Below are 19,914 nucleotides of genomic sequence, written 5' to 3' on the forward strand. Positions count from 1 at the left end.
GAAGGCAGTTTTGTCAGAAGAGATGAGTGAGTCGGCACGATCACCAATTTGGGATATGTTTGCAAAGCAAGCAGCATTTATTGCAGCTTTATTGGTGTTGTTTTTTTTCGCTTTAGCAACCTATTCCTATAACCCGCAAGATGCAGGGTGGTTTTACTCTGGTTCTGGCGGTGTCATACAGAATTCCATGGGCCCCATCGGGGCAACCTTAGCCGATTTGATGTCGGCTTTCTTCGGGACGTTATTTTATTCTCTACCACCTTTGTTCTTTTGGGTGGCCATTATCGTCTGGCGTAACCCTCACCAACTCTTACCGCTTAATAACGCCTTGTTAAGTTTGCTGGGCAGTATTCTCTATTTGTGTTTCGGTTCTACGCTCTGTTTCCTGCATACGGTTGGAGAGCAGGGTCTGCAGTATGGTGCTGGTGGTATTTTGGGTCAAAGCTTGGGTATATTGCTTTATGGTGTCATTGGTTATGATGGCGCCACTCTGGTCAGTCTCGCATTTGTCATATTAGCCTTTACTCTGTTATCCCAAGTGCACTGGCTTAGCTTGATGGATAAGTTAGGGGAAGGTGTTTATCGTTTTGTCGCTAAGCGAAAAGAAAAGTGGCAGGCAAGTAAGGAAAATAGAATCAACAAAGCGGCAATGCATGAAGATTCCATGCCTGAGGATTCTGACGAAGAAGAGCCCGCTATTTTTCGCAAACAAAAAAATCGTCAGAAACTCACATCAAAGATGGTAGAAGAGAAAACAGCATCTCAGCACAATGAGGCTCTAGTTGAGTCGTTTCAAGATCATTTGTCTGAAGAAGGCTCAAATGAAGCACGACAGTCTAAAGGCAAGTTTTCTTTGGCTTCGCTTTTTTCGAAATCAAACGGATCGTCAGTTGATGCTTCTCCAGAAAGTGCCATCAATAAAGATCAAAAAGAGCCAGATTTTGATGGGCTAGACTCTCTTGCTGTAGACGATGCGGAGATTAATTTTGGTGACACGCTTTATATTGAAGAAGAATGGTCATCAACGCCTTCTCAGTCTGAAAAACAAGTGTTATCTGAGTCTACTCAGACTCAAGTAACGGGATCGGTTGTTAAAGAAAAAGCATCAACAGAGGTTCTTAGTAAGCAAAAGGCTGATGAGTTGTTGTTTGGTGATCACGAAGAGACGACTGTTCCGCCTGCCCATAAGCCTGCAGTGAGAACATTATCGGAAGCTAAGCAACTTGATAATCTGGATGGGCCGTCATCCTCTGAGGAGTCTGTGAAGCCGCAAGAAAAAGGGTACTCCTTGCCAGATCGTTCTGTTCTGACGCAACCTAAACCTAAACAAGGGGGATACAGTGAAGAGGAATTGTTGTCACTGTCTTCATTGTTGGAGCAAAGGTTGCAAGATTTTGGTGTCAAAGCTGAAGTAGTCGAAGTGAATCCTGGGCCTGTGATTACGCGTTTTGAAATTCAACCGGCTCCAGGTGTGAAAGTGTCTCGTATTACTAACCTGGCCAAAGACTTGGCGCGTTCTTTAAGTGTGATGAGTGTCAGGGTGGTTGAAGTCATAGCGGGTAAGTCCACCATAGGGATAGAAATTCCCAACCAAGTAAGAGATACCGTTTATTTCTCAGAAGTCATTAATTGCGATATGTACGATAATGCCACATCTGGTCTGACGCTGTCCTTGGGACATGATATTTCAGGCGAGCCTGTGGTGGTGGATTTGGCAAAAATGCCGCATGTGTTAGTTGCGGGTACGACCGGATCCGGTAAATCCGTTGGTGTAAATGCCATGATTTTGAGTATGTTGCTTAAATCCACACCAGACGACGTACGTATGATCATGGTTGACCCAAAAATGTTGGAGTTGTCTATTTACGAAGGCATACCGCATTTGTTAACGCCTGTGATTACCGACATGAAAGATGCCGCTAATGGCTTACGTTGGTCGGTCGATGAAATGGAGCGTCGCTACAAGCTGATGTCAAAGCTTGGGGTGCGAAATATTGCTGGCTACAACAAGAAAGTGCGTGAAGCCATTAAAGCGGGCAGTCCAATTGAAGATCCGTTATGGCAACCGGAAATGGCGATGTTCTCTGAAGATGGCGTGGCACGCACCGTGCCGCACCTTGAGCCATTGCCTTACATTGTTATTGTCGTCGATGAATTTGCTGACATGATGATGATTGTCGGTAAAAAAGTGGAAGAGCTGATTGCCCGTATTGCGCAAAAAGCTCGTGCGGCGGGCATTCACTTAATCCTCGCTACCCAACGTCCTTCAGTGGATGTCATCACGGGATTGATTAAAGCGAACATTCCGACGCGTATGGCATTCCAAGTCTCCTCAAAAATTGACTCCCGAACCATACTTGATCAGGGCGGAGCGGATCAGTTGTTAGGTATGGGCGATATGTTGTATCTGCCGGCTGGGCTACCAACGCCGATTCGCGTCCATGGTGCTTTCGTTTCGGATGAAGAAGTGCATGCCGTGGTGGAAGAGTGGAAACAAAGAGGTGAGCCGGATTACATCAATGACGTGGTGGTGAACCCTGAAGATCTGATGTCGGGCGATGGCGATGAAGATAAAGATGCGTTGTATGATGAAGCCGTAAAGATTGTTATTGAAACACGTAAAGCCTCAATTTCTTCTATTCAGCGCCGCTTGAAAATAGGTTACAACAGGGCCGCAAATTTAGTAGAAGCGATGGAAGCGGCTGGCTTGGTTGGGCCAATGGGCACCAATGGGCAGCGCGATATCTTAATTCCAGAATAGTCGCGACGATCATTTCCATAGGAGAATTGTTTTGAAAACACGAATGCTGGCACTGGTTTCCTTGTTCATAGGGCTGTTATTCCATGGTGTGGTACAGGCTGAAGAGACTTCCGCTCAGCGAGTGGCCACGTTATTGGAGCAAAATCGCAATGTCGAAGGGGAATTTCGACAAGTTACGTACGATGAGCAAGGCAAACAGTTGCAGGTCAGTGAAGGGGTGTTTCTTCTTGCTAAGCCAAATCAGTTTGTTTGGGATAGTATTAAGCCTTTTGCCCAGCGTATTGTGTCGGATGGTCGTACGATCACCATTTGGGATGTCGACTTAGAGCAAGCGACACAGCGCCCTTTATCAGGAGAGGTTGGTTCTTCGCCTGCGGCTTTATTAGGGCAGCCAGCAGAAACCGTATTACCACTTTATAATATTACCGCGTTGGGCGAAGAAAAATTTCGTTTGTCTCCTAAAGAGGATCAAGATCTATTTCAGACACTGACTTTGTCATTCCGAGATCAGGTGATTGATGCCATGAGTATCTTAGATGCTTTGGGGCAGACCACGGTGATCGAGTTTAATAATGTTGAAGCCCATGATGGGGTGGCAAAAGAGAATTTCAAATTAGACTTACCGGATGACGTTGATTTAATTGTAGAAGGGCAATAATGAAAGACCTGTTTTCGGATCTGAGTAACGATGCTTATCAACCGCTAGCGGCTAGGCTCAGACCCACTCGTTTAGAGGATTATATTGGGCAATCGCATCTGGTTGGGCCCGGTAAGCCGCTACGACGAATGGTCGAAACAGGTCATTGTCATTCTTTTATTCTGTGGGGACCACCTGGCGTTGGGAAAACCACGTTCGCACAATTGTTGTGTCAGGCATTGGACGGTCACTTTATCGAAATCTCGGCGGTGATGTCTGGGGTCAAAGAGATTCGTGCCGCCGTCGATCAGGCCAAACAATTACGTCAAATGAACGGTACACAGACCGTACTGTTTGTGGATGAGGTTCATCGTTTTAATAAGTCACAACAGGATGCTTTTTTGCCGTTTATTGAGGATGGCACTTTTCTGTTTATCGGTGCCACCACGGAAAATCCCGCCTTTGAGTTAAATTCGGCCCTTTTATCGAGGGCTCGCGTGTATCGTTTGCAAACACCGAGTGTAGAGGATGTGAAACAAGTATTGGTGCGAGCCTTGCACGATGAAGAAAAAGGCTTAGCCAATATGAAGTTTGCATTGGATGACCACTACGTCGACATTTTGGCTCAAGCGGCGGATGGTGATATTCGTCGAGGGTTAAATTTCTTAGAGATTTTATCGGACTTAGTCGAGCCTGGGACGCAAGTTTCCCAAGCGCAACTAGAAGATGTGTTAGGTGGTAGTGTTCGTCGTTTCGATCGCAATGGTGACGTGTTTTACGACCAAATTTCGGCTTTCCATAAATCGGTACGTGGTTCGTCGCCTGATGGTGCTTTGTACTGGATGGCGCGCATGTTAGATGGCGGTTGTGATCCGCTGTACATTGCTCGTCGCTTGTTGGCGATTGCTTCTGAAGACATAGGTAACGCTGACCCAAGGGCGCTGCAAGTAGGGTTAAATGCCTGGGATATCTTTGAGAGAGTTGGCCCAGGAGAGGGCAATCGTGCCATTGCGCAAGCCGCGGTGTATATGGCTTGTGCACCCAAAAGTAATGCTGTGTATCAAGCCTTTAATCAGGCAATGTCGGATGTGGCGTCCCAGCCGAGTTATGAGGTGCCGATTCATCTGCGTAATGCGCCAACTTCGCTAGCGAAAAGCATGGGACATGGGGATGAATATCGTTATGCGCACAATGAGCCCAATGCGTATGCGGCGGGAGAGAATTACCTGCCGCAAGAAGTTGCTGAAATGCGCTACTACCAGCCTTCGGACAGAGGCTTAGAGAAAAAAATTACCGAGAAAATGGATTGGTTGTCGGAATTAGATCGTCAAAGTAGACAGCAGCGTTATCCAATGGTTGATTGGGGAGATGAGTCATGATGTATCTGATGATTGCGTTTGGTGGAGCACTTGGGGCTGTTAGTCGTTACGGTATGACCAAATGGATCAATACTTATTGGCACCATCATTTTCCATTCGCCACTATGATGGTCAATATCTTAGGGTGTGTGCTGATGGGCGTTGCTTTTGTGGTCATCAGTGAGAAAATGCCATCCCTTGAACCGTATCGACCTTTGATTATTGTCGGTTTTCTAGGGGCATTTACCACCTTCTCCACCTTTTCATTGGAAATTGTCTCATTAATTCACATGCAGGCTTGGCTAACGGCATTAAGCTATTTATTATTGAGCTGCATTTTAGGTGTGCTTGGGCTCGCCATTGGTATGGCGTTAACTCGCTTCTTTTAATCTGTTGGTTTAGACAGATTGGTTTTTATTGGATATTAGAGGATATTGTTGCTGAAATGTTAGATATTAAAGCATTGCGCGCTGACCCTGAGGCCATTGCGGCTCAACTTAAAAAGAAAGGCTACGAACTGGATGTGGCTAAGTTTTCGTCGCTAGAAGAGCGTCGTAAAGCCATCCAGATTGAAACAGAGCAGCTGCAACAGTCTCGCAACTCGGTATCCAAAGAGATTGGTCAGGCGATGAAGTCTGGCGATAAAGAAAAAGCCGCTGACTTAAAGGCTCAAACAGCCACATTAGGCGATGATTTAAACGCTGCAAAAGAGCAATTGACTCAAGTGCAAACGGACATGGATGCATTGCTGGAAGGCATTCCAAACATTCCCCATGAATCTGTTCCTGCCGGTGTATCGGAAGACGATAATGTAGAAATTCGTCGTTGGGGCGAACCAAAAAGCTTTGAATTTGACGCAAAAGATCATGTTGATCTTGGTGAAGCGTTGCAAATGCTGGATTTTGAAGCAGCGGTTAAAATTACCGGTTCTCGTTTTGCGGTAATGCGCTCTGATTTGGCGCGCCTGCATCGTGCCTTGACCCAGTTTATGATCAATACTCATGCCGATGACCATGGTTACAGCGAAGTGTATGTGCCGTATTTGGTCAATGCTCATTCCTTAAAGGGAACGGGTCAACTGCCTAAATTCGAGCAAGACTTGTTTAAAGTGCCGGTTGATAAAGACAGTGGGAACAGCGATTTCTATCTGATTCCAACGGCCGAGGTTCCAGTAACCAATTTGGCTCGTGATGAAATTTTTAACGACGCAGATTTGCATAAGAAATTTGTTGCTCACACACCTTGTTTCCGAAGTGAAGCGGGCAGTTATGGTCGTGATACGCGAGGCATGATTCGTCAGCATCAATTTGAAAAGGTGGAGTTGGTGCATATTTGTCGTCCAGATCGCTCAGAAGCGGTACTGGAAGAGTTGGTTGGTCACGCTGAAGCCATTCTGCAAAAGCTTGAATTGCCTTATCGTACGGTTATTTTGTGTGGTGGTGACCTTGGTTTCTCTGCCCATAAGACTTACGACATTGAAGTCTGGTTACCTGGTCAGGCTAAGTATCGAGAGATTTCTTCTTGTTCCAATATGTGGGACTTCCAAGCTCGTCGTATGCAGGCTCGCTGGCGTAACCCTGAAACAGGTCGTCCTGAGTTGGCACATACCTTGAATGGTTCAGGTTTGGCTGTCGGTCGTACTTTGGTTGCTGTGCTTGAGAACTACCAAAATGCCGATGGCAGTGTACGAGTTCCTGATGTATTGGTGCCATATATGGGCGGCAAAACGTTATTAAGTAAGGCGTAATCTGCGCTTTTAATAAAAAAGCCTCTCGTCGAGGCTTTTTTTGTGTGAGACAACATTATGATAGGTAAAGTCTATTTGATTGGAGCGGGACCAGGGGATCCTGAGTTACTGACGCTCAAAGCATATCGACTATTAAAGCAAGCGGATGTGGTGTTATATGATCGACTGGTAGGGCAGGAGATCATTGAACTGATACCGGAAACCGCTGAGAAAATGTATGTAGGTAAAGCGAAGTCTTTGCACAGCTTGCCACAGGAAGACATTAATTCTTTGCTCGCGGAAAAAGCCAAGCAGGGCCATCAGGTGGTGCGATTAAAAGGCGGAGATCCTTTTATTTTTGGTCGTGGTGGTGAAGAGCTGGAAGAATTGATTGAAGAAAGTGTGCCATTTGAAGTGGTACCAGGGGTAACGGCCGCTGCAGGCTGTGCCGCGTATGCAGGAATTCCTTTAACGCATCGTGATTATGCTCAATCGGTGCGCTTTCTGACTGGTCATCTGAAAGACGGAACGACAGATTTACCTTGGGAAGAGTTGGTGCATCCTGCTCAAACATTGGTGATCTATATGGGGTTAACCGGCCTTCAGGATATTAGCCAGTCTTTGCTGAAATTCGGTATGTCGGCGACGATGCCAGTGGCTGTCGTTGAGAAAGGCACATCGAACGCTCAGCGAGTGTTTACTTCAACCATTAGTGAGGTATATCAAGTGGCAACGGACAACGAAGTAAAGTCGCCAGCCTTATTAATTATTGGTGAAGTGGTGACGTTACAAGATAGGTTGGCTTGGTACGGTAAATACTAGTCTCTAGACATAAAAACGGAGTGTCTTCTGTGCTGAAGGGCTCCGTTTTTTTATGTCTTATGCGTAATGCCGCGATGGCTAACTATAGGCAGTTTGCTGGTTTTGGTAAGCCGGCAATCTTAGCGGCTAATTTTGGTGGGCTGCCTGGAAAAAGGGTCATTAAATAGATGCTCCGGCCTTTTTCCGCCCCTAGCTTTTTTGACACGGCTTTCGTTAATGGGCGCATAGCTGGGGACACTTCAAATTCGTGATAGAAATCACGTAGCAGATAGATGATTTCCCAATGCTGATCCGTGAGTGCGATGCCTTCCTGAGTGGCCAGTTGTTGCGCTAGCTCAGGGGACCAATCGTCTAGGTTTAATAAATAGCCTTCTTCATCTAATAAGCTCGAATCTAACATAACCATTACCAACTAATGTGACTGGATGCAGAGAAGGCTAATTCAACCCATTCTGTGTCGCTGAGTGCTTTGCCTAAACTCGGTTGAACACCATACCCTTCAGCGTCTCTTTGTAAATAATAAAGACAGATATGCTTCTCTTCTAGTGGCGTCATCGACGTTAAGTGAGGTTGCGTCAGTCTTAGTATCGCTTCTTCAATAAGAAGGACAGCATCACCTTGCTTCAAGCTTTGTTGCCAAAGGGGTTCGATGTGGTTTGCGTAGCTTAATTGGTTAATTTGATGGAGTGTCATAATTAAAAGCGAAATACCTGTTGATAGCTTGAGAACAACTCAGACCATGCGGCTGAATCCAGTGAGGTGATGCCAGACCATTGAGTTGCTGAGTCTGGGATTAAGCTAGACGACTCAATAAAAACATTTTCAATGTCATAAAACTCCAAACCGTCGAGTAATTTATGCAGGTTTTTACCCTGTTCTGGTGTGGGTTGCTGACTTATTGTAAGAATAGAAAGTGCTGCATCTGAAAGACAAAGGTCGACTTTTTGCTCGAATGTCGCCAATACCAAGGCCAGATCTAACCCTTCTTTACAGGCAAGGCTACTGTAAGGGCTCGATGTTAAATGAATTAAGGTGTTCTTCATCGTCTTACCTGAATTGAATGATTTTTTGTGTCGAGTTCATCAGCTCGACTAAAGTGCCTAGGCCTTCAAGCTGGAAACCATGGGACAGTGAGTGATGGTTTAATTCATAACGTTTACTTTCTGATTCGTTGATCACGCCACGCCGAACGGCCGCCGCAATGCATAAATACAAAGGTAGGTTAAATTCAGAGGCGAGAGTTTGCCATGCTTGTTTGAGGTTTATCTCATCACGAGGCGGCTGAGCTAGGTCGTTGCCAATAAGGACGGCATCTTCATAAAAAAACACCCCTTTGATGCTGTCAGGTTGCGCTTTTAAAGCGGCTCTTGCAAAGCATAAGGCAGAATGACAAGCCTTGCTTTGGTAAGGGGAGCCGGTCACGAGAAGGGTGTGTTGCATGATTTGAACCTTAAATCGTCGATCAGAAGCAAATTTTACCGATAAAAAAGGCCGCAGTCAGCGGCCTTTTTTATTTTTGACTCAATATTAATCGTCGCTGCTAGACATGCCTAACAAAGACAAGATACTGATGAACATATTGTACAGAGCAACGTAGAGATTCACTGTCGCCATAATGTAGTTAGTTTCACCACCACGAACAATCTCACTAGTTTGCAGCAAAATAATGGCGGCAGAGAACAGAGCGAAACCTGCTGAAATGAAGATTTGCAGTGCTGGCATTTGTACAAAGAAGCCGGCAATGACAGCAAACAAAAGTACAAAGAAACCCACTGTGATGAAGCCATTCAAAAAGCTGAAATCTTTTTTAGAGATAAGCGCGTAAGCGGATAATCCCATGAAAGACAGACCAGTGATGCCCAATGCACTCATGATTAAGCTAGCACCATTTGAAAGGCTTAAATAAGCGCTTAAAATAGGACCTAGAGTGAGGCCCATAAAGCCAGTTAGCGCAAAGACGCAAAGAATGCCAGCGGCACTGTTTTGGCATTTGTGAGTTAGGAACAATAAGCCGTAAAAACCAACCAAGGTTAGAATCAAACCTGGGTGAGGTAAGTTCAAGGCCATGCTCAAACCTGCAGTGAAGGCGCTGAACAAAAGGGTTAGCGACAACAAACCGTATGTGTTGCGGAGCGTTTTGTTGGCCGCTTGGGACGTGTGTGTCGAAAGGGCTTCTGAGTAACGCATTAGAGTAACTCCTATAAAGTTTATGTTTAACTATGGACTTAATATGAGGTGGAAAGTTCCAAAGTTCAAGTAAGAATATTTGTTTTATAATGGAAAAGCGACAAGTCCGAGACTTATTGGTAAAAATTGTTGGTTTTTAGTCGTTAGATTGATGCAGGCTGGTCGTGCTTATGGAACTGGCTTTTGATAGACTAAGCAACCTACTTAGGCGAAGCGAGACTTATGTTGGAACACGATTATTCCTTACCCATCTCATTTTCTATGGCGGCTCAAATCGGCTTAGAAGAAACTGTTTTACTGACGTATTTGCAGCAGCAATTTTATGCGCAAAACGCTCAAACACTGAGATTGGATATGCGTTTACTCAGTCGTCAATTGCCTTTTTGGACTGTGCCGATGATTTTGCGTTTATTGGCCAACCTTCAGCTCAGTCAGTTTTTGAGTTTTCAACGTCAAAATGATTTGATAGAAGTGCAATTGGTGGCAAAAAAGTCAGACCAAGCGGCACCGGTTACGGCGCCTAAAGCGACGCAGCAAGACGATCAATTAATGGACAAAATGGATCGTTTGCACAAAGCGTCGCGCCAGAAAACGGAAGAATTCACGCCGCAGCCAAAAACCTACATGACACAAGCGCCAACTCGACATTATGAAGCGTCGCCGCCGGTGGCGAAGGATCGCCGTGGTGTCACTGATTTCGACTTATATTTAGAGCAAAAAGAGCGAGCGCGTCAGCCAGATCAATGGCAACCCGAAGAAGCGACATTTGAGCAAATTTTGCAGGCAGGCATCGCTCGTGAGTTTGCGATGGGATTACAAACAGAATTTTTGTTACGCATTAAAGAACAACGTAAAAACGTCAGAACTTGGAACAGCGAGTTTTTCAAATACGTAAAACGTCAGTGGCAATACAAACAATCGGATCGGGCTTCATATGAAGGAACCTCAGTCAGTTCAAAATTTAATAAAACCTCTCGAGAGCAAGTTAGCGACGCCCTCAGCAACATTCACGACACAGACTGGTGATCAAGCAGAAAGCGGTTACGGAGCGTCGAGAGAGTCGGGACCATCTGAGGCAGAGCAACAGACTCGTGTCCTGGTTAATATGTTGTTTGCTCGTTTTAAAGCCATTTACACGCACAAATTTGCCTCGGCTTATAGCAACCCTGATGAGGTAAAACTGGCAAAACGAGAGTGGGCCATCGCATTAAAAGGTTTTCAAGAGCCTTTGCTGGCTTATGCTGTTGAGCGTACGAAGGAAACTTATGCTTGGCCGCCAACTATATCCGAATTTTTAAAACTGATTAATACGGCTTATAAAGCCTATGGTTTAATCGATCCGCGTTCGGCCTATAAAGAAGCCTGTGCTTGTCGAGTTGATCCATTGACCTTTCGCTGGAGTCACCCAGCGGTGTATTTTGCTGGGGCTGATACTGGCTGGTATAAGCTCAAATCAGAAGAAGAAAGAGTCACTTGGCCGTTGTTTGAGCAAGCTTATTTAAAGATCATTGATCGTGTTATTGCTGGTGAGCGTCTGAATGTGCCGCAAGTGGTGATGATTGAAGACAAGCACACACTGGATATCACGACGTTAGCGCAGCAGATTGCTGAGCAACTGGGTATGACAGAAGAGGCCGTTGCCCCATTGCTTTATTACACTCAGAAAACGCCTGGGTCAGGCATCCGACAGCGTTATCGCGAGCTCAGTCAGACTAAGTTGGCAGAGCTTGGTTTTCATGGTCGCTTGCCGAACTAGGTTGACGAAGCCATAAATTAGACTTTCTGTTTATTGACAAAGATACAATAGCAGGTTGTCATAAGTACCATAGAGATAACGAAACCTGTATTGAAAAATGGCAGAGGTGGTTATGTTAAAAGTTTTAATTGTGGATGATCATGATATGGTCAGCCAAGGCATTAGCCTCGTGTTACAGGACGTTAAAGGTGTCGAGGTGGTCGGTGTCGCGCACAGTGGTGAGGAAGCCATCGCGCAGTCTAGAGCGACAACGCCTGATATTGTCTTGATGGATGTGCACATGCCGGGCATCGGTGGATTGGGTGCGACGAAAGAAATAAAACGCATCTTGCCGAAAACGAAGGTGATCGCTCTGTCGGCTTTAGATGACAACCTTTACCCTGTTAAGTTGATTGAAGCAGGGGCGTCGGGCTATGTCACCAAGGGCACGAATGCATCCGAGTTATTAGACGCGATCAGCATGGTGTCGAAAGGTGAGCATTATATTTCCAAAGACATTGCTCAGAAGATGGCTTTGTCTAAATTCTCGATTGATGATCAGGGTTCTCCTTTAGGCGAGTTATCTGACCGCGAGTTACAAGTTGCGCAGATGATTGTTGATTGTAAAAAATCCAATGAAATCGCGGAACATCTTAATGTTAGTCCCAAGACCGTTAGTACTTATCGCACTCGAATTTTCGCCAAGTTAAATATTGACAGCGACGTTGAGCTTATCCATTTGGCCGTACGTTACAATGTACTTGGCATGGGCTAGAACGAGGTTTGTTTGAGCCACTCCGAATTTGATTCTAAACACTTTGTTAGTCATCTTACGACCCGTCCAGGTGTGTATCGTATGTATGATGAGCAAGGGGAATTGCTTTATGTTGGTAAAGCAAAAAATCTTAAAAATAGGGTCGCCAGTTACTTTCGTCCTACAGGTTTGACGACAAAGACCATGGCGTTAGTGAGCCGCATACACACTATTGAGATTGCGGTCACTAAAAGCGAAACCGAAGCTTTACTGCTTGAACAAACCTTAATTAAGCAACATCGACCGCCTTACAACATCTTGCTTAGGGATGATAAATCCTACCCTTATATTCTACTGTCGAACCATCAGCACCCAGCTTTGTTATTTCGTCGTGGCGATAAAGCCAAGCAGGGAACCTTGTTTGGTCCTTTTCCAAGTGGCACGGCCGTCAAAGAAAGCCTGAACACCATGCAAAAGGTCTTTAAGGTGCGTCAGTGTGAAGACAGTACTTATGCCAATCGCTCTCGACCCTGTTTGCAATATCAAATTAAGCGTTGCTCTGGCCCTTGTGTTGGTTTAATCAGCGATGAAGAATACGATGCTGATGTACGTCATGCGAGAATGTTTCTACAAGGCCGTAATCAAGAGCTAACCGATGAAATTAGTCTACAGATGACGGATGCCGCTAAAGACATGGAGTTTGAGCGAGCCGCTGAGCTTCGCGATCAAATGATCCAGCTCAAACACATTCAAGAACAACAGCATGTTTACGGTCAGTCGGGTGAAGCCGATGTGATTGCTTCTATTATTCAGCCTGGTGGTTTGTGCGTCCATGTGATGATGGTGAGAAATGGTAAGGTGGTTGGCAGTAAAAGCCATTATCCAAAAATGCCGTTGGAAATCAGTGAAGGAGAATTACTGTCTTCTTTTATTGCCCAATTTTACTTAGGTGGTGCCCAAGAACTGCCAAAGGCGTTGATCCTAAGTCATGACTTGGATGATATTGACAGCCTTAGGGAAGGCATTTTTGAAACCACAGGCAAAAAAATCGACGTTGTTTCAAGTGTTCGTGGTCAAAGGGCGCGTTGGTTAGAGCTGGCAAAATTGAATGCCGAGCAAGGCCTGCAAGCGCGATTATCTGACAAACGAAATCATTTTAGCCGTATAACTGCCTTGCAAAAATTGTTAGGCTTCACTGAACCGCCAGCGCATATGGAATGTTTTGATATTAGCCATTCCAGTGGCGAGGCGACGGTGGCTTCTTGTGTTGTGTTTGGACCAGATGGACCAGACAAAAAGCGTTATCGATCTTTCAATATTGAAGGTGTTGAAGCGGGTGATGATTATGCGGCCATGAAGCAGGCTTTGACGCGTCGTTATAAACGGGTGAAGAGCGGTGAAAACCCTGCACCTGATGTTTTGCTGATTGATGGCGGTAAAGGCCAATTAAGCCAAGCGGAAGCGGTGTTGCAAGAATTGGGCTTGGTCAATATCTTTTTGTTAGGGGTAGCGAAAGGAGACACTCGTAAACCAGGCTTAGAAACCTTGTACATCGGATCCAAGGAAGATGAAGTTGTGTTACCACCGGATTCAGCAGCACTCCACTTGATTCAGCATATTCGCGATGAGGCACATCGTTTTGCCGTGAAAAGCCACCGTCGACGTCGTGATAAAAAACGGCGGCATTCGGTGTTAGAGGAAATTCCAGGAATTGGTCCTAACCGCCGCAAAGAATTGCTTACGGCATTTGGTGGTTATCAGGAGTTGTTGTCCGCCAGTCAGGAAGACATTGCTAAGGTTAAAGGCATCAGTGCAAACAAAGCCGAAGAAATCTACCTCTATTTGCATAAAAGTTAAGCTCGCAACATTAAAGTTAGCAAAAGCTAAGTTTTTAAACGTTATGTTTTACTGGGCAAGTTTGCCCCAGCATTAATTGGATTTGAAATGAATATACCGAATATTTTAACTTCCGTTCGCATCTTGATGATTCCGGTATTGGTGGTCATTTATTATTTACCATGGGAAGGGCGCTATCATACCTGTGCCATCATTTTTGCTTTAGCAGCGATTACGGATTGGTTAGATGGTTATCTGGCGAGAAAGTTAAATCAGACGTCGGCCTTCGGTGCTTTCTTTGATCCAGTAGCGGATAAACTGATGGTTTCCATTGCCTTGGTGTTATTGGTCGCAAGTTATTCCAATCCCTTAATGACGTTAGCCAGTGCCGTCATTGTTGGGCGAGAGATTGTGATCTCCGCTTTGCGTGAATGGATGGCGGAAATGGGCAAGCGCGCTAGTGTGGCGGTGTCTTATATTGGTAAGCTAAAAACCGCCATGCAAATGCTGGCTATTTTTATTTTATTGGGGGCCCGTCCGGATACTTTACCTGCCCATATTGGTGAAGGTGTATTGATCGCAGCCGCCTTACTGACACTTTGGTCAATGTATGTTTATCTAAAAGCAGCTTGGCCTGAATTGATGTCGAAGGAATCGGATAAAAACTAATCAGAATGCAAAAAAGTGGCTAAGTTAGCCATTTATTTAGAATTTTTCCTTGACGTGAAAGCTCAAATACATAGAATAGGCACCGTCTTTTGAGACGCGGGAATAGCTCAGTGGTAGAGCACAACCTTGCCAAGGTTGGGGTCGCGAGTTCGAGCCTCGTTTCCCGCTCCAATCAAAAGATAATCTGATAGAAGGCCGGATGGCAGAGTGGTCATGCAGCGGACTGCAACTCCGTGAACGCCGGTTCGATTCCGACTCCGGCCTCCAAAATCAGATATGCCCGGGTGGTGAAATTGGTAGACACACAAGACTTAAAATCTTGCGCTGAATAAGCGTACCGGTTCGATTCCGGTCCCGGGCACCATTTATGGTGCCTTTTTTTATGCCTGCACTTTCTTATCTTGCTCAATCCCTTTAAAAATCTACTCTCCAGCATTTTCTTAGTGTTACTTCAAATTGTAAGCTTTTCCGCTTATATGCTATCTTTTCTAAAATTCAGCACCATTTGAGCACCATATCCAGCACCATTTTTGAAGACGAATAATGGCTAGTGCCTATAAACGAGGGAATAAGTGGAGAGCACAATTTGAGCTTTCAACAGGCCGCAAGACGAAAGACGGATTCAAAACAAAGCGAGAGGCACTTGCTTGGGCCGTAGAGGCTGAAAAGCTCGACAAAGAAAGACTGTCAGATGAAATCCCTGATCGTCCTTTCAGCGAAGCCCTAGAGCGTTATCGTGATACCGTAAGCGTGACCAAGCGCGGACAAAAGTTTGAAATACGACGAATTGACCGATGGCTGGGCAACGGATCGGACGACACAGACCCTTTATGCTTTATCTCACTGCAAAACTTATAAGCAAAACACTTTGCAGAATGGCGTGACAGACGCTTACAGCAAGTTGCCGTAGGTACCGTACTAAGAGAATGGAATGTCTTGTCAGCCATTTGCAGCGTCTGCTCAAAAGAATGGGGATGGCTAAAGGACAACCCAATGTCCAAAGTAAAACGGCCAGCTGAACCAGAAGCCAGAACAAGGCGTTTGTTACCAGGTGAGTTTGAACAACTCATGATCGCTACACAATACGACATAGACACCCCACCAGAGTCCAAAAGCGAACGAATAGGCGCTGCCATTGTCTTTGCCATAGAAACCGCCATGCGTGCCGGTGAGATTTGCGGCATCACATGGGAAGACGTAGACCTAACCAAGCGAACCGTATACCTACCCAAAACCAAAAATGGCAACCCAAGAACAGTGCCCTTATCCAAAAAAGCCGTAAAAGTGTTAGAACAGCTTAAAACACTAGAAGACTGTAAGCGCAAAGCGTTTAACTTAAAGTCTGATTCACTTGATGTGAACTTCAGAAAGATACGTAACAAGTGCCTGATAGACGATCTACACTTTCATGACCTGAGAAGGGAAGCACTGACGCGACTAGCGAAAAAGGTGGATGTGCTAAACCTAGCCAAGATTTCTGGCCATACCGATTTGCGCATCTTGCAAAAGGTATACTATGCACCGGATATGGGTGATATTGCTTTGATGTTGGATTGATTTTTTGTTTTTTTACCAGGTTTGCAATAGTGTAAATATTGTGAGAAAAAACAAAGATAGGTAGAGATAGACTAAAAAAACACTAATATTGAATTGTATTAGAGGTGCAACTAAAATATAGTTGCACCTCTGTTGAGGATGTAAAGCTCTCTTATGGCAAAGCTTGATAAGATTAAGGAAAAAATTTTCTGTAAGCCGACAACGTCAAAATTAACTTGGAACGAAATTACCAGTTTTTTGAATGCTTATGGTTATCGAGAGCTCCAGGCTGAAGGATCTAGAGTTCGCTTTGTGCATAGTGATACGAAAGATGTTATTCGACTACATAGGCCCCATCCAGGTAATGAGCTAAAAAAATATGTGGTTGAGCAGCTTCAAGAGAAGCTTGAATGGACTCGTAATTAACGGGAGTTGAGTTATGTCAAAAAAATATTTTGAATATAAAGGATATACTGGAAGTATAGATTTCAGTATTGATGACAGTGTGCTGTTCGGGAAAATTGAGTTTATTAATGATTTGGTTAACTATGAGGCAGCTACACTAGAAGAGTTAAAAAGTGAATTTATCTTAGCTGTTGATGATTATCTTGAGACATGTAAAGAAATCAATAAACAGCCAGAGAAAACTATGTCAGGAACTTTTAATGTTCGTGTCGGAGAAAATATACATAAAAAATTGGCTGTTCTTTCTTTTAAAGAAGATAAAAGTATTAATGATTTAGTGAAGAGCGCTCTGAATGCTTACCTTGAAAAAGGTAAAAAAGAATTCCATGTTCATTTCCATGGAGCGAGTGAAGAGGTTGTTAATCGAGCTTTTAAAGAGGTTGAGGTTCCTAGATGGGCTGGTAAAACATCAGTAATAGGTTCAAATTATCAGCCTAAATGGAGACATTAAGGTATGTTAAAACGAGTTCGCTTTTTGGGGTTTAAAGTTAAAGAAATTACTTTTGAAAATAAAGATGTAAAATCTGACGGTGGTTTTTTAAATATAGAAAGTGACTTACGTAGTGATGTTAAGGTTTTTACCGATGAAGATGGCGATAGCTTTTTTAAATTGCTTGTTGATGTAACTTTAAAAGGTATGGATAGTGATAAAGAAACCGAGGTGTTTGGTTGTTATGAGCTTCTAGAGCTGAACTTTGTATGCTTAAAAGGGCTTGATGATAATGACGAAGCGGCAATCGGAAGTTGTTTAGATGATGGTTCTTGGTTCTTCCAAAACTTTATTGATACAGCAGTTTATAACTCGCTAAAAAATATACTTACAAATACTTCATTTGATGACATATCTATTCCGCCGGTTTCGAATTTAGATGAATAAAATATTATTCATCTGGTAAGTTAGATGGTGCCTTGAGCACACGATGCAAGACCGTCAATCTTGCATCAACAAAGAACCGCCCCAGTGGCGGTTTTTTTGTGTCCAATGGTTCGAATTCTGGAAAAAATAACCGAAAGCGGCTAGTGTTAGAAGGCACAGAAAAGTAAGCAGATAGGAAGATGCATGGAAAAGTTCAAATCACTAGATGAACTGACGAAGCTGGATCCCAAACACGAACAACTGGCAATGCTAACCCACGCGTTGCCAGACTTAGAAAAAACACATCACCACCTTTCACAAGAGGTACTGAACGACACAGTACCAGATGAACTCAAAGGCCAATTCAACGTGGCAAAAAACATGGCGCTGTATACCTATTTCTTTTTTGCTTTGGCGCCCGAAGTTCACCTTAAAACATACACCGTCATCGAGCATGCGCTGCGTCTAAAAGCCAACACGAAAAAACACCTAGGCCTAAGGAAGCTGCTGGAAATAGCGGTCAAAGAGGGCTGGATATGTGATGCTGATTTTAGGCATCTAGAGACATATGAGCCGGGTAATGTATTAATGATTTTATACACTAGATTGAGGCTTTAGAATGAATGAAAATATTATTATGAAAGTAGGGCTTTTAAACCCATTCACGACAACTGTTGATTCTGGAAATCACTTTAGAAATATTGAAACTCTAATAGAATGTTTCTCTGATGAGGAGTTTAGAGTAAGTATTGATTGTAATAAGTGGCTTTTGACTAAAATGTTAGAGTTAAAGGAGCAGTGGGATGATGACGCTAAGCAAGTTCATGCTCTTTTGCATAAGAAATTATCTGAAAATGTAAAATTAATGATTGAAAGTAAAAATAATAACCTAGTTTAATAAAATTATTGTTTTATAAAGTATTTTGTAGGTGGGCTCTTGGTGTGTCAAAAATAACTGGTCTGTGCAAACTTTGCCTAGAAGAAAAAAAATTATGCAAGTCTCATATTTTTCCAAAAGGGATGTATGGCTTTTGTGAGCAAGAATTAACTGTCAGGTCTTTTTTTAGTGATAAGCCTAGGAGGCTAGCAAAAAAGAGAAATAATGGTGTATTTGAGCACCTTCTATGTGAAGTATGTGAGAAAACTATAGGTAAGTATGAGGCTTATAGCCTTGACCTACTTAATATGGCAAAAATAGATCTTGTGTCTAGCGGTGTTGTCTCCTATGAGTCATTTGATTTTAGAAGATTTAAGTTGTTCTTATTAAGTCTATTTTGGAGGTCCGCTATAAGTGAGCAGGTGGAGTATTCAAATATTTCATTATCTGACTTGTATTTGGAAAAAATTAGGTTGGTATTACACGATCCTCTATTATTTGATTGGCCACCAAGGTTTTTTCCAATAAAAATTTACTTTTCAGAGCATAAAAATATGGATGTTAGAGGTATGCATATTCCACCTTGTATCCTTAGATCTGATGAAGGTAATAGTTACATTTATTCATTCATTAACGGCTGGAGCCTACTTTTTTATCCTGGAATGTGTTCTGAAGGCTCTGCCGTTGAGCAAGTTTTTTATGACGATCTAGATACGAATAGTCTAAAAATATATAAATACACTGGTAAAGATGATGCGTTTTTTTTAGGGGCTACCGGTTTATTTCTTAATTCTATTATTGATAATTTTAAAAATTAGTTAGAATTTTGAAAAACAATGAGGTAAGCAGTGGGTTAATAGATTTAAAGGTGGCTGCTATAGTCAGTTATTTACTATAAGCTAGAAATTATAACGTGAGCGATACAAAAAAACCGCCCATTGGCGGTTTTTTTGTGTCTGGTGAAAATTACTTAGTGAGTAATCTTTTGGGCTAATGCCCATGACATGACGTCGCTGGCAACCCAACGCCAGTTGGTGCGGTTTTCTGATCCGCCGACGTTGCGTGCTTTTGGGAAGGTGCGTTTGCAGGCTACATCGCCCATGAATTTCTTTTTTGATAACCCTAGGTAAGCGGCGCATTCGTTTGAGTCCCAAAGGGTTTTGTTGTCTGCCACTTTTGGTGTTGTCCGCATTGTTAGCTTTAAGTGATTTGCCCTTTGTCTATCTATCTTGCATTTCAGAGACATTCTGTAACAAAAAGCCTCAACAATACCTATCTAGTTTTTCAATGCTTTTGCGTATGCTATGAGAATATTCATATTAAGCCTAAGGTTGAGAAGTTATGTCATTACGTGTCTTACTGGTTGATGATAGTAAAGTCAGTCGTCTAGCGTTGACTAAGTCTTTGCGAAAGATTGATGAGTCATTGCAAATCAGTGAAGTAAACAGTGCCGATGCTGCAGAGCAACATTTGGCCAATGAAAATGTCGATTTAATGTTGATCGATTTCAATATGCCAGAGCGTGATGGTTTAGAGCTGGCTGAAGTGGTCACCGCAACGTATCCGCATATTAAACAGACCTTGGTAACGGCTAACATTCAGGATGCGATTCGTGAGAGAGCCGCTGAGATGGGATTGGCTTTCATTGGTAAACCTGTAAAACCAGAAGAATTAGCCAATATTATAGGTGGTTAG

At 43.6% G+C, this 19,914-nt stretch carries 26 protein-coding genes and 3 tRNA genes; 23 read left to right on the forward strand and 6 right to left on the reverse strand.

The window, feature by feature from the left end; all coding sequences use genetic code 11:
- Nucleotides 1-22: 22 nt before the first annotated feature.
- From OA79_RS04695 to cobA, 6 genes are read left to right on the forward strand one after another with little or no spacing between them, the layout of a single operon-like run.
- Nucleotides 23-2,761, forward strand: coding sequence for a DNA translocase FtsK (locus OA79_RS04695; RefSeq protein ID WP_063332193.1), 2,739 nt, complete (start codon nt 23-25; stop codon nt 2,759-2,761).
- A 31-nt stretch (nt 2,762-2,792) separates the two neighbouring features.
- Entirely contained in the window at nt 2,793-3,419 is a 627-nt protein-coding gene (lolA, locus tag OA79_RS04700; RefSeq protein ID WP_082825378.1) for an outer membrane lipoprotein chaperone LolA, read from the forward strand.
- Complete coding sequence (locus OA79_RS04705; protein ID WP_063332068.1) at nt 3,419-4,777, forward strand: replication-associated recombination protein A; 1,359 nt, start codon at nt 3,419-3,421, stop codon at nt 4,775-4,777. Before lolA ends, OA79_RS04705 begins: the two co-directional genes overlap by 1 nt.
- Nucleotides 4,774-5,145: a fluoride efflux transporter CrcB gene (crcB, locus tag OA79_RS04710; RefSeq protein ID WP_063332069.1), complete on the forward strand. Its 372-nt coding sequence runs from the start codon at nt 4,774-4,776 to the stop codon at nt 5,143-5,145. The genes OA79_RS04705 and crcB overlap by 4 nt, the downstream gene beginning before the upstream one ends.
- Nucleotides 5,146-5,201: 56 nt before the next feature.
- Nucleotides 5,202-6,503, forward strand: a complete 1,302-nt coding sequence (gene serS, locus OA79_RS04715) for a serine--tRNA ligase (RefSeq protein ID WP_063332070.1) — start codon at nt 5,202-5,204, stop codon at nt 6,501-6,503.
- Between the two features lie 57 nt (nt 6,504-6,560).
- On the forward strand, nt 6,561-7,304 hold the full coding sequence (gene cobA, locus OA79_RS04720) for a uroporphyrinogen-III C-methyltransferase (RefSeq protein ID WP_063332071.1): 744 nt from the start codon (nt 6,561-6,563) through the stop codon (nt 7,302-7,304).
- A gap of 82 nt (nt 7,305-7,386) precedes the next feature.
- On the opposite strand, the gene OA79_RS04725 is transcribed toward cobA, so the two are convergent.
- The 5 genes from OA79_RS04725 to OA79_RS04745 all read right to left on the reverse strand — a co-directional run bounded on the left by OA79_RS04725 (nt 7,387) and on the right by OA79_RS04745 (nt 9,491).
- On the reverse strand, nt 7,387-7,704 hold the full coding sequence (locus OA79_RS04725; RefSeq protein ID WP_063332072.1) for a TusE/DsrC/DsvC family sulfur relay protein: 318 nt from the start codon (nt 7,702-7,704) through the stop codon (nt 7,387-7,389).
- A gap of 5 nt (nt 7,705-7,709) precedes the next feature.
- Nucleotides 7,710-7,997 (reverse strand): hypothetical protein, encoded by a 288-nt coding sequence (locus tag OA79_RS04730; protein ID WP_063332073.1) that lies wholly within the window; start codon nt 7,995-7,997, stop codon nt 7,710-7,712.
- A gap of 2 nt (nt 7,998-7,999) precedes the next feature.
- Nucleotides 8,000-8,347, reverse strand: coding sequence for a DsrE family protein (locus tag OA79_RS04735; protein WP_063332074.1), 348 nt, complete (start codon nt 8,345-8,347; stop codon nt 8,000-8,002).
- A 4-nt stretch (nt 8,348-8,351) separates the two neighbouring features.
- Nucleotides 8,352-8,744, reverse strand: coding sequence for a sulfurtransferase complex subunit TusD (tusD, locus tag OA79_RS04740; protein WP_063332075.1), 393 nt, complete (start codon nt 8,742-8,744; stop codon nt 8,352-8,354).
- Nucleotides 8,745-8,831: 87 nt separating this feature from the next.
- Nucleotides 8,832-9,491 carry a Bax inhibitor-1/YccA family protein gene (locus tag OA79_RS04745; RefSeq protein WP_063332076.1) on the reverse strand — a complete coding sequence of 220 codons (660 nt, stop codon included), beginning with the start codon at nt 9,489-9,491 and terminating at the stop codon, nt 8,832-8,834.
- A gap of 222 nt (nt 9,492-9,713) precedes the next feature.
- Between OA79_RS04745 and OA79_RS04750 the strand changes: the two genes are divergently transcribed.
- From OA79_RS04750 to OA79_RS04820, 16 genes are all read left to right on the forward strand, one after another.
- Nucleotides 9,714-10,517, forward strand: a complete 804-nt coding sequence (locus tag OA79_RS04750) for a DnaT-like ssDNA-binding domain-containing protein (RefSeq protein ID WP_063332077.1) — start codon at nt 9,714-9,716, stop codon at nt 10,515-10,517.
- Between the two features lie 79 nt (nt 10,518-10,596).
- Entirely contained in the window at nt 10,597-11,247 is a 651-nt protein-coding gene (locus tag OA79_RS04755; protein WP_063332078.1) for a replication protein P, read from the forward strand.
- Nucleotides 11,248-11,359: 112 nt separating this feature from the next.
- Nucleotides 11,360-12,001 carry a response regulator gene (locus OA79_RS04760; RefSeq protein WP_063332194.1) on the forward strand — a complete coding sequence of 214 codons (642 nt, stop codon included), beginning with the start codon at nt 11,360-11,362 and terminating at the stop codon, nt 11,999-12,001.
- Nucleotides 12,002-12,013: 12 nt separating this feature from the next.
- The gene (gene uvrC, locus OA79_RS04765) at nt 12,014-13,837 is read left to right on the forward strand and encodes an excinuclease ABC subunit UvrC (RefSeq protein WP_063332079.1); all 1,824 of its coding nucleotides are present in this window, start codon (nt 12,014-12,016) and stop codon (nt 13,835-13,837) included.
- Between the two features lie 87 nt (nt 13,838-13,924).
- A complete protein-coding gene (pgsA, locus tag OA79_RS04770) occupies nt 13,925-14,485 on the forward strand; it encodes a CDP-diacylglycerol--glycerol-3-phosphate 3-phosphatidyltransferase (protein ID WP_063332080.1) in 561 nt (186 codons plus the stop codon).
- 96 nt (nt 14,486-14,581) lie between these two features.
- Nucleotides 14,582-14,656, forward strand: a tRNA-Gly gene (locus OA79_RS04775).
- Nucleotides 14,657-14,678: 22 nt separating this feature from the next.
- Nucleotides 14,679-14,752 (forward strand) — tRNA-Cys (locus OA79_RS04780).
- An 11-nt stretch (nt 14,753-14,763) separates the two neighbouring features.
- Nucleotides 14,764-14,849 (forward strand) — tRNA-Leu (locus tag OA79_RS04785).
- A 179-nt stretch (nt 14,850-15,028) separates the two neighbouring features.
- Nucleotides 15,029-15,343 carry a hypothetical protein gene (locus OA79_RS17935; protein WP_082825379.1) on the forward strand — a complete coding sequence of 105 codons (315 nt, stop codon included), beginning with the start codon at nt 15,029-15,031 and terminating at the stop codon, nt 15,341-15,343.
- 135 nt (nt 15,344-15,478) lie between these two features.
- Nucleotides 15,479-16,042, forward strand: a complete 564-nt coding sequence (locus tag OA79_RS17940) for a site-specific integrase (protein WP_082825380.1) — start codon at nt 15,479-15,481, stop codon at nt 16,040-16,042.
- 153 nt (nt 16,043-16,195) lie between these two features.
- Nucleotides 16,196-16,447, forward strand: a complete 252-nt coding sequence (locus tag OA79_RS04795) for a type II toxin-antitoxin system HicA family toxin (RefSeq protein WP_063332081.1) — start codon at nt 16,196-16,198, stop codon at nt 16,445-16,447.
- A gap of 13 nt (nt 16,448-16,460) precedes the next feature.
- Nucleotides 16,461-16,937, forward strand: a complete 477-nt coding sequence (locus OA79_RS04800; protein ID WP_063332082.1) for a type II toxin-antitoxin system HicB family antitoxin — start codon at nt 16,461-16,463, stop codon at nt 16,935-16,937.
- 3 nt (nt 16,938-16,940) lie between these two features.
- Nucleotides 16,941-17,363, forward strand: a complete 423-nt coding sequence (locus OA79_RS04805; RefSeq protein WP_063332083.1) for a hypothetical protein — start codon at nt 16,941-16,943, stop codon at nt 17,361-17,363.
- A gap of 183 nt (nt 17,364-17,546) precedes the next feature.
- Nucleotides 17,547-17,960 carry a hypothetical protein gene (locus OA79_RS04810; RefSeq protein ID WP_063332084.1) on the forward strand — a complete coding sequence of 138 codons (414 nt, stop codon included), beginning with the start codon at nt 17,547-17,549 and terminating at the stop codon, nt 17,958-17,960.
- Between the two features lies 1 nt (nt 17,961).
- Nucleotides 17,962-18,240 carry a hypothetical protein gene (locus OA79_RS04815; protein WP_063332085.1) on the forward strand — a complete coding sequence of 93 codons (279 nt, stop codon included), beginning with the start codon at nt 17,962-17,964 and terminating at the stop codon, nt 18,238-18,240.
- A gap of 44 nt (nt 18,241-18,284) precedes the next feature.
- Nucleotides 18,285-19,037, forward strand: a complete 753-nt coding sequence (locus tag OA79_RS04820) for a hypothetical protein (RefSeq protein WP_063332086.1) — start codon at nt 18,285-18,287, stop codon at nt 19,035-19,037.
- 152 nt (nt 19,038-19,189) lie between these two features.
- On the opposite strand, the gene OA79_RS04825 is transcribed toward OA79_RS04820, so the two are convergent.
- Nucleotides 19,190-19,411: a helix-turn-helix transcriptional regulator gene (locus OA79_RS04825; protein WP_156486220.1), complete on the reverse strand. Its 222-nt coding sequence runs from the start codon at nt 19,409-19,411 to the stop codon at nt 19,190-19,192.
- Nucleotides 19,412-19,560: 149 nt separating this feature from the next.
- Between OA79_RS04825 and OA79_RS04830 the strand changes: the two genes are divergently transcribed.
- Nucleotides 19,561-19,914: a response regulator gene (locus OA79_RS04830; RefSeq protein ID WP_063332088.1), complete on the forward strand. Its 354-nt coding sequence runs from the start codon at nt 19,561-19,563 to the stop codon at nt 19,912-19,914.

The sequence above is a fragment of the Marinomonas sp. TW1 genome, from assembly GCF_001625355.1.
Taxonomy (GTDB): domain Bacteria; phylum Pseudomonadota; class Gammaproteobacteria; order Pseudomonadales; family Marinomonadaceae; genus Marinomonas.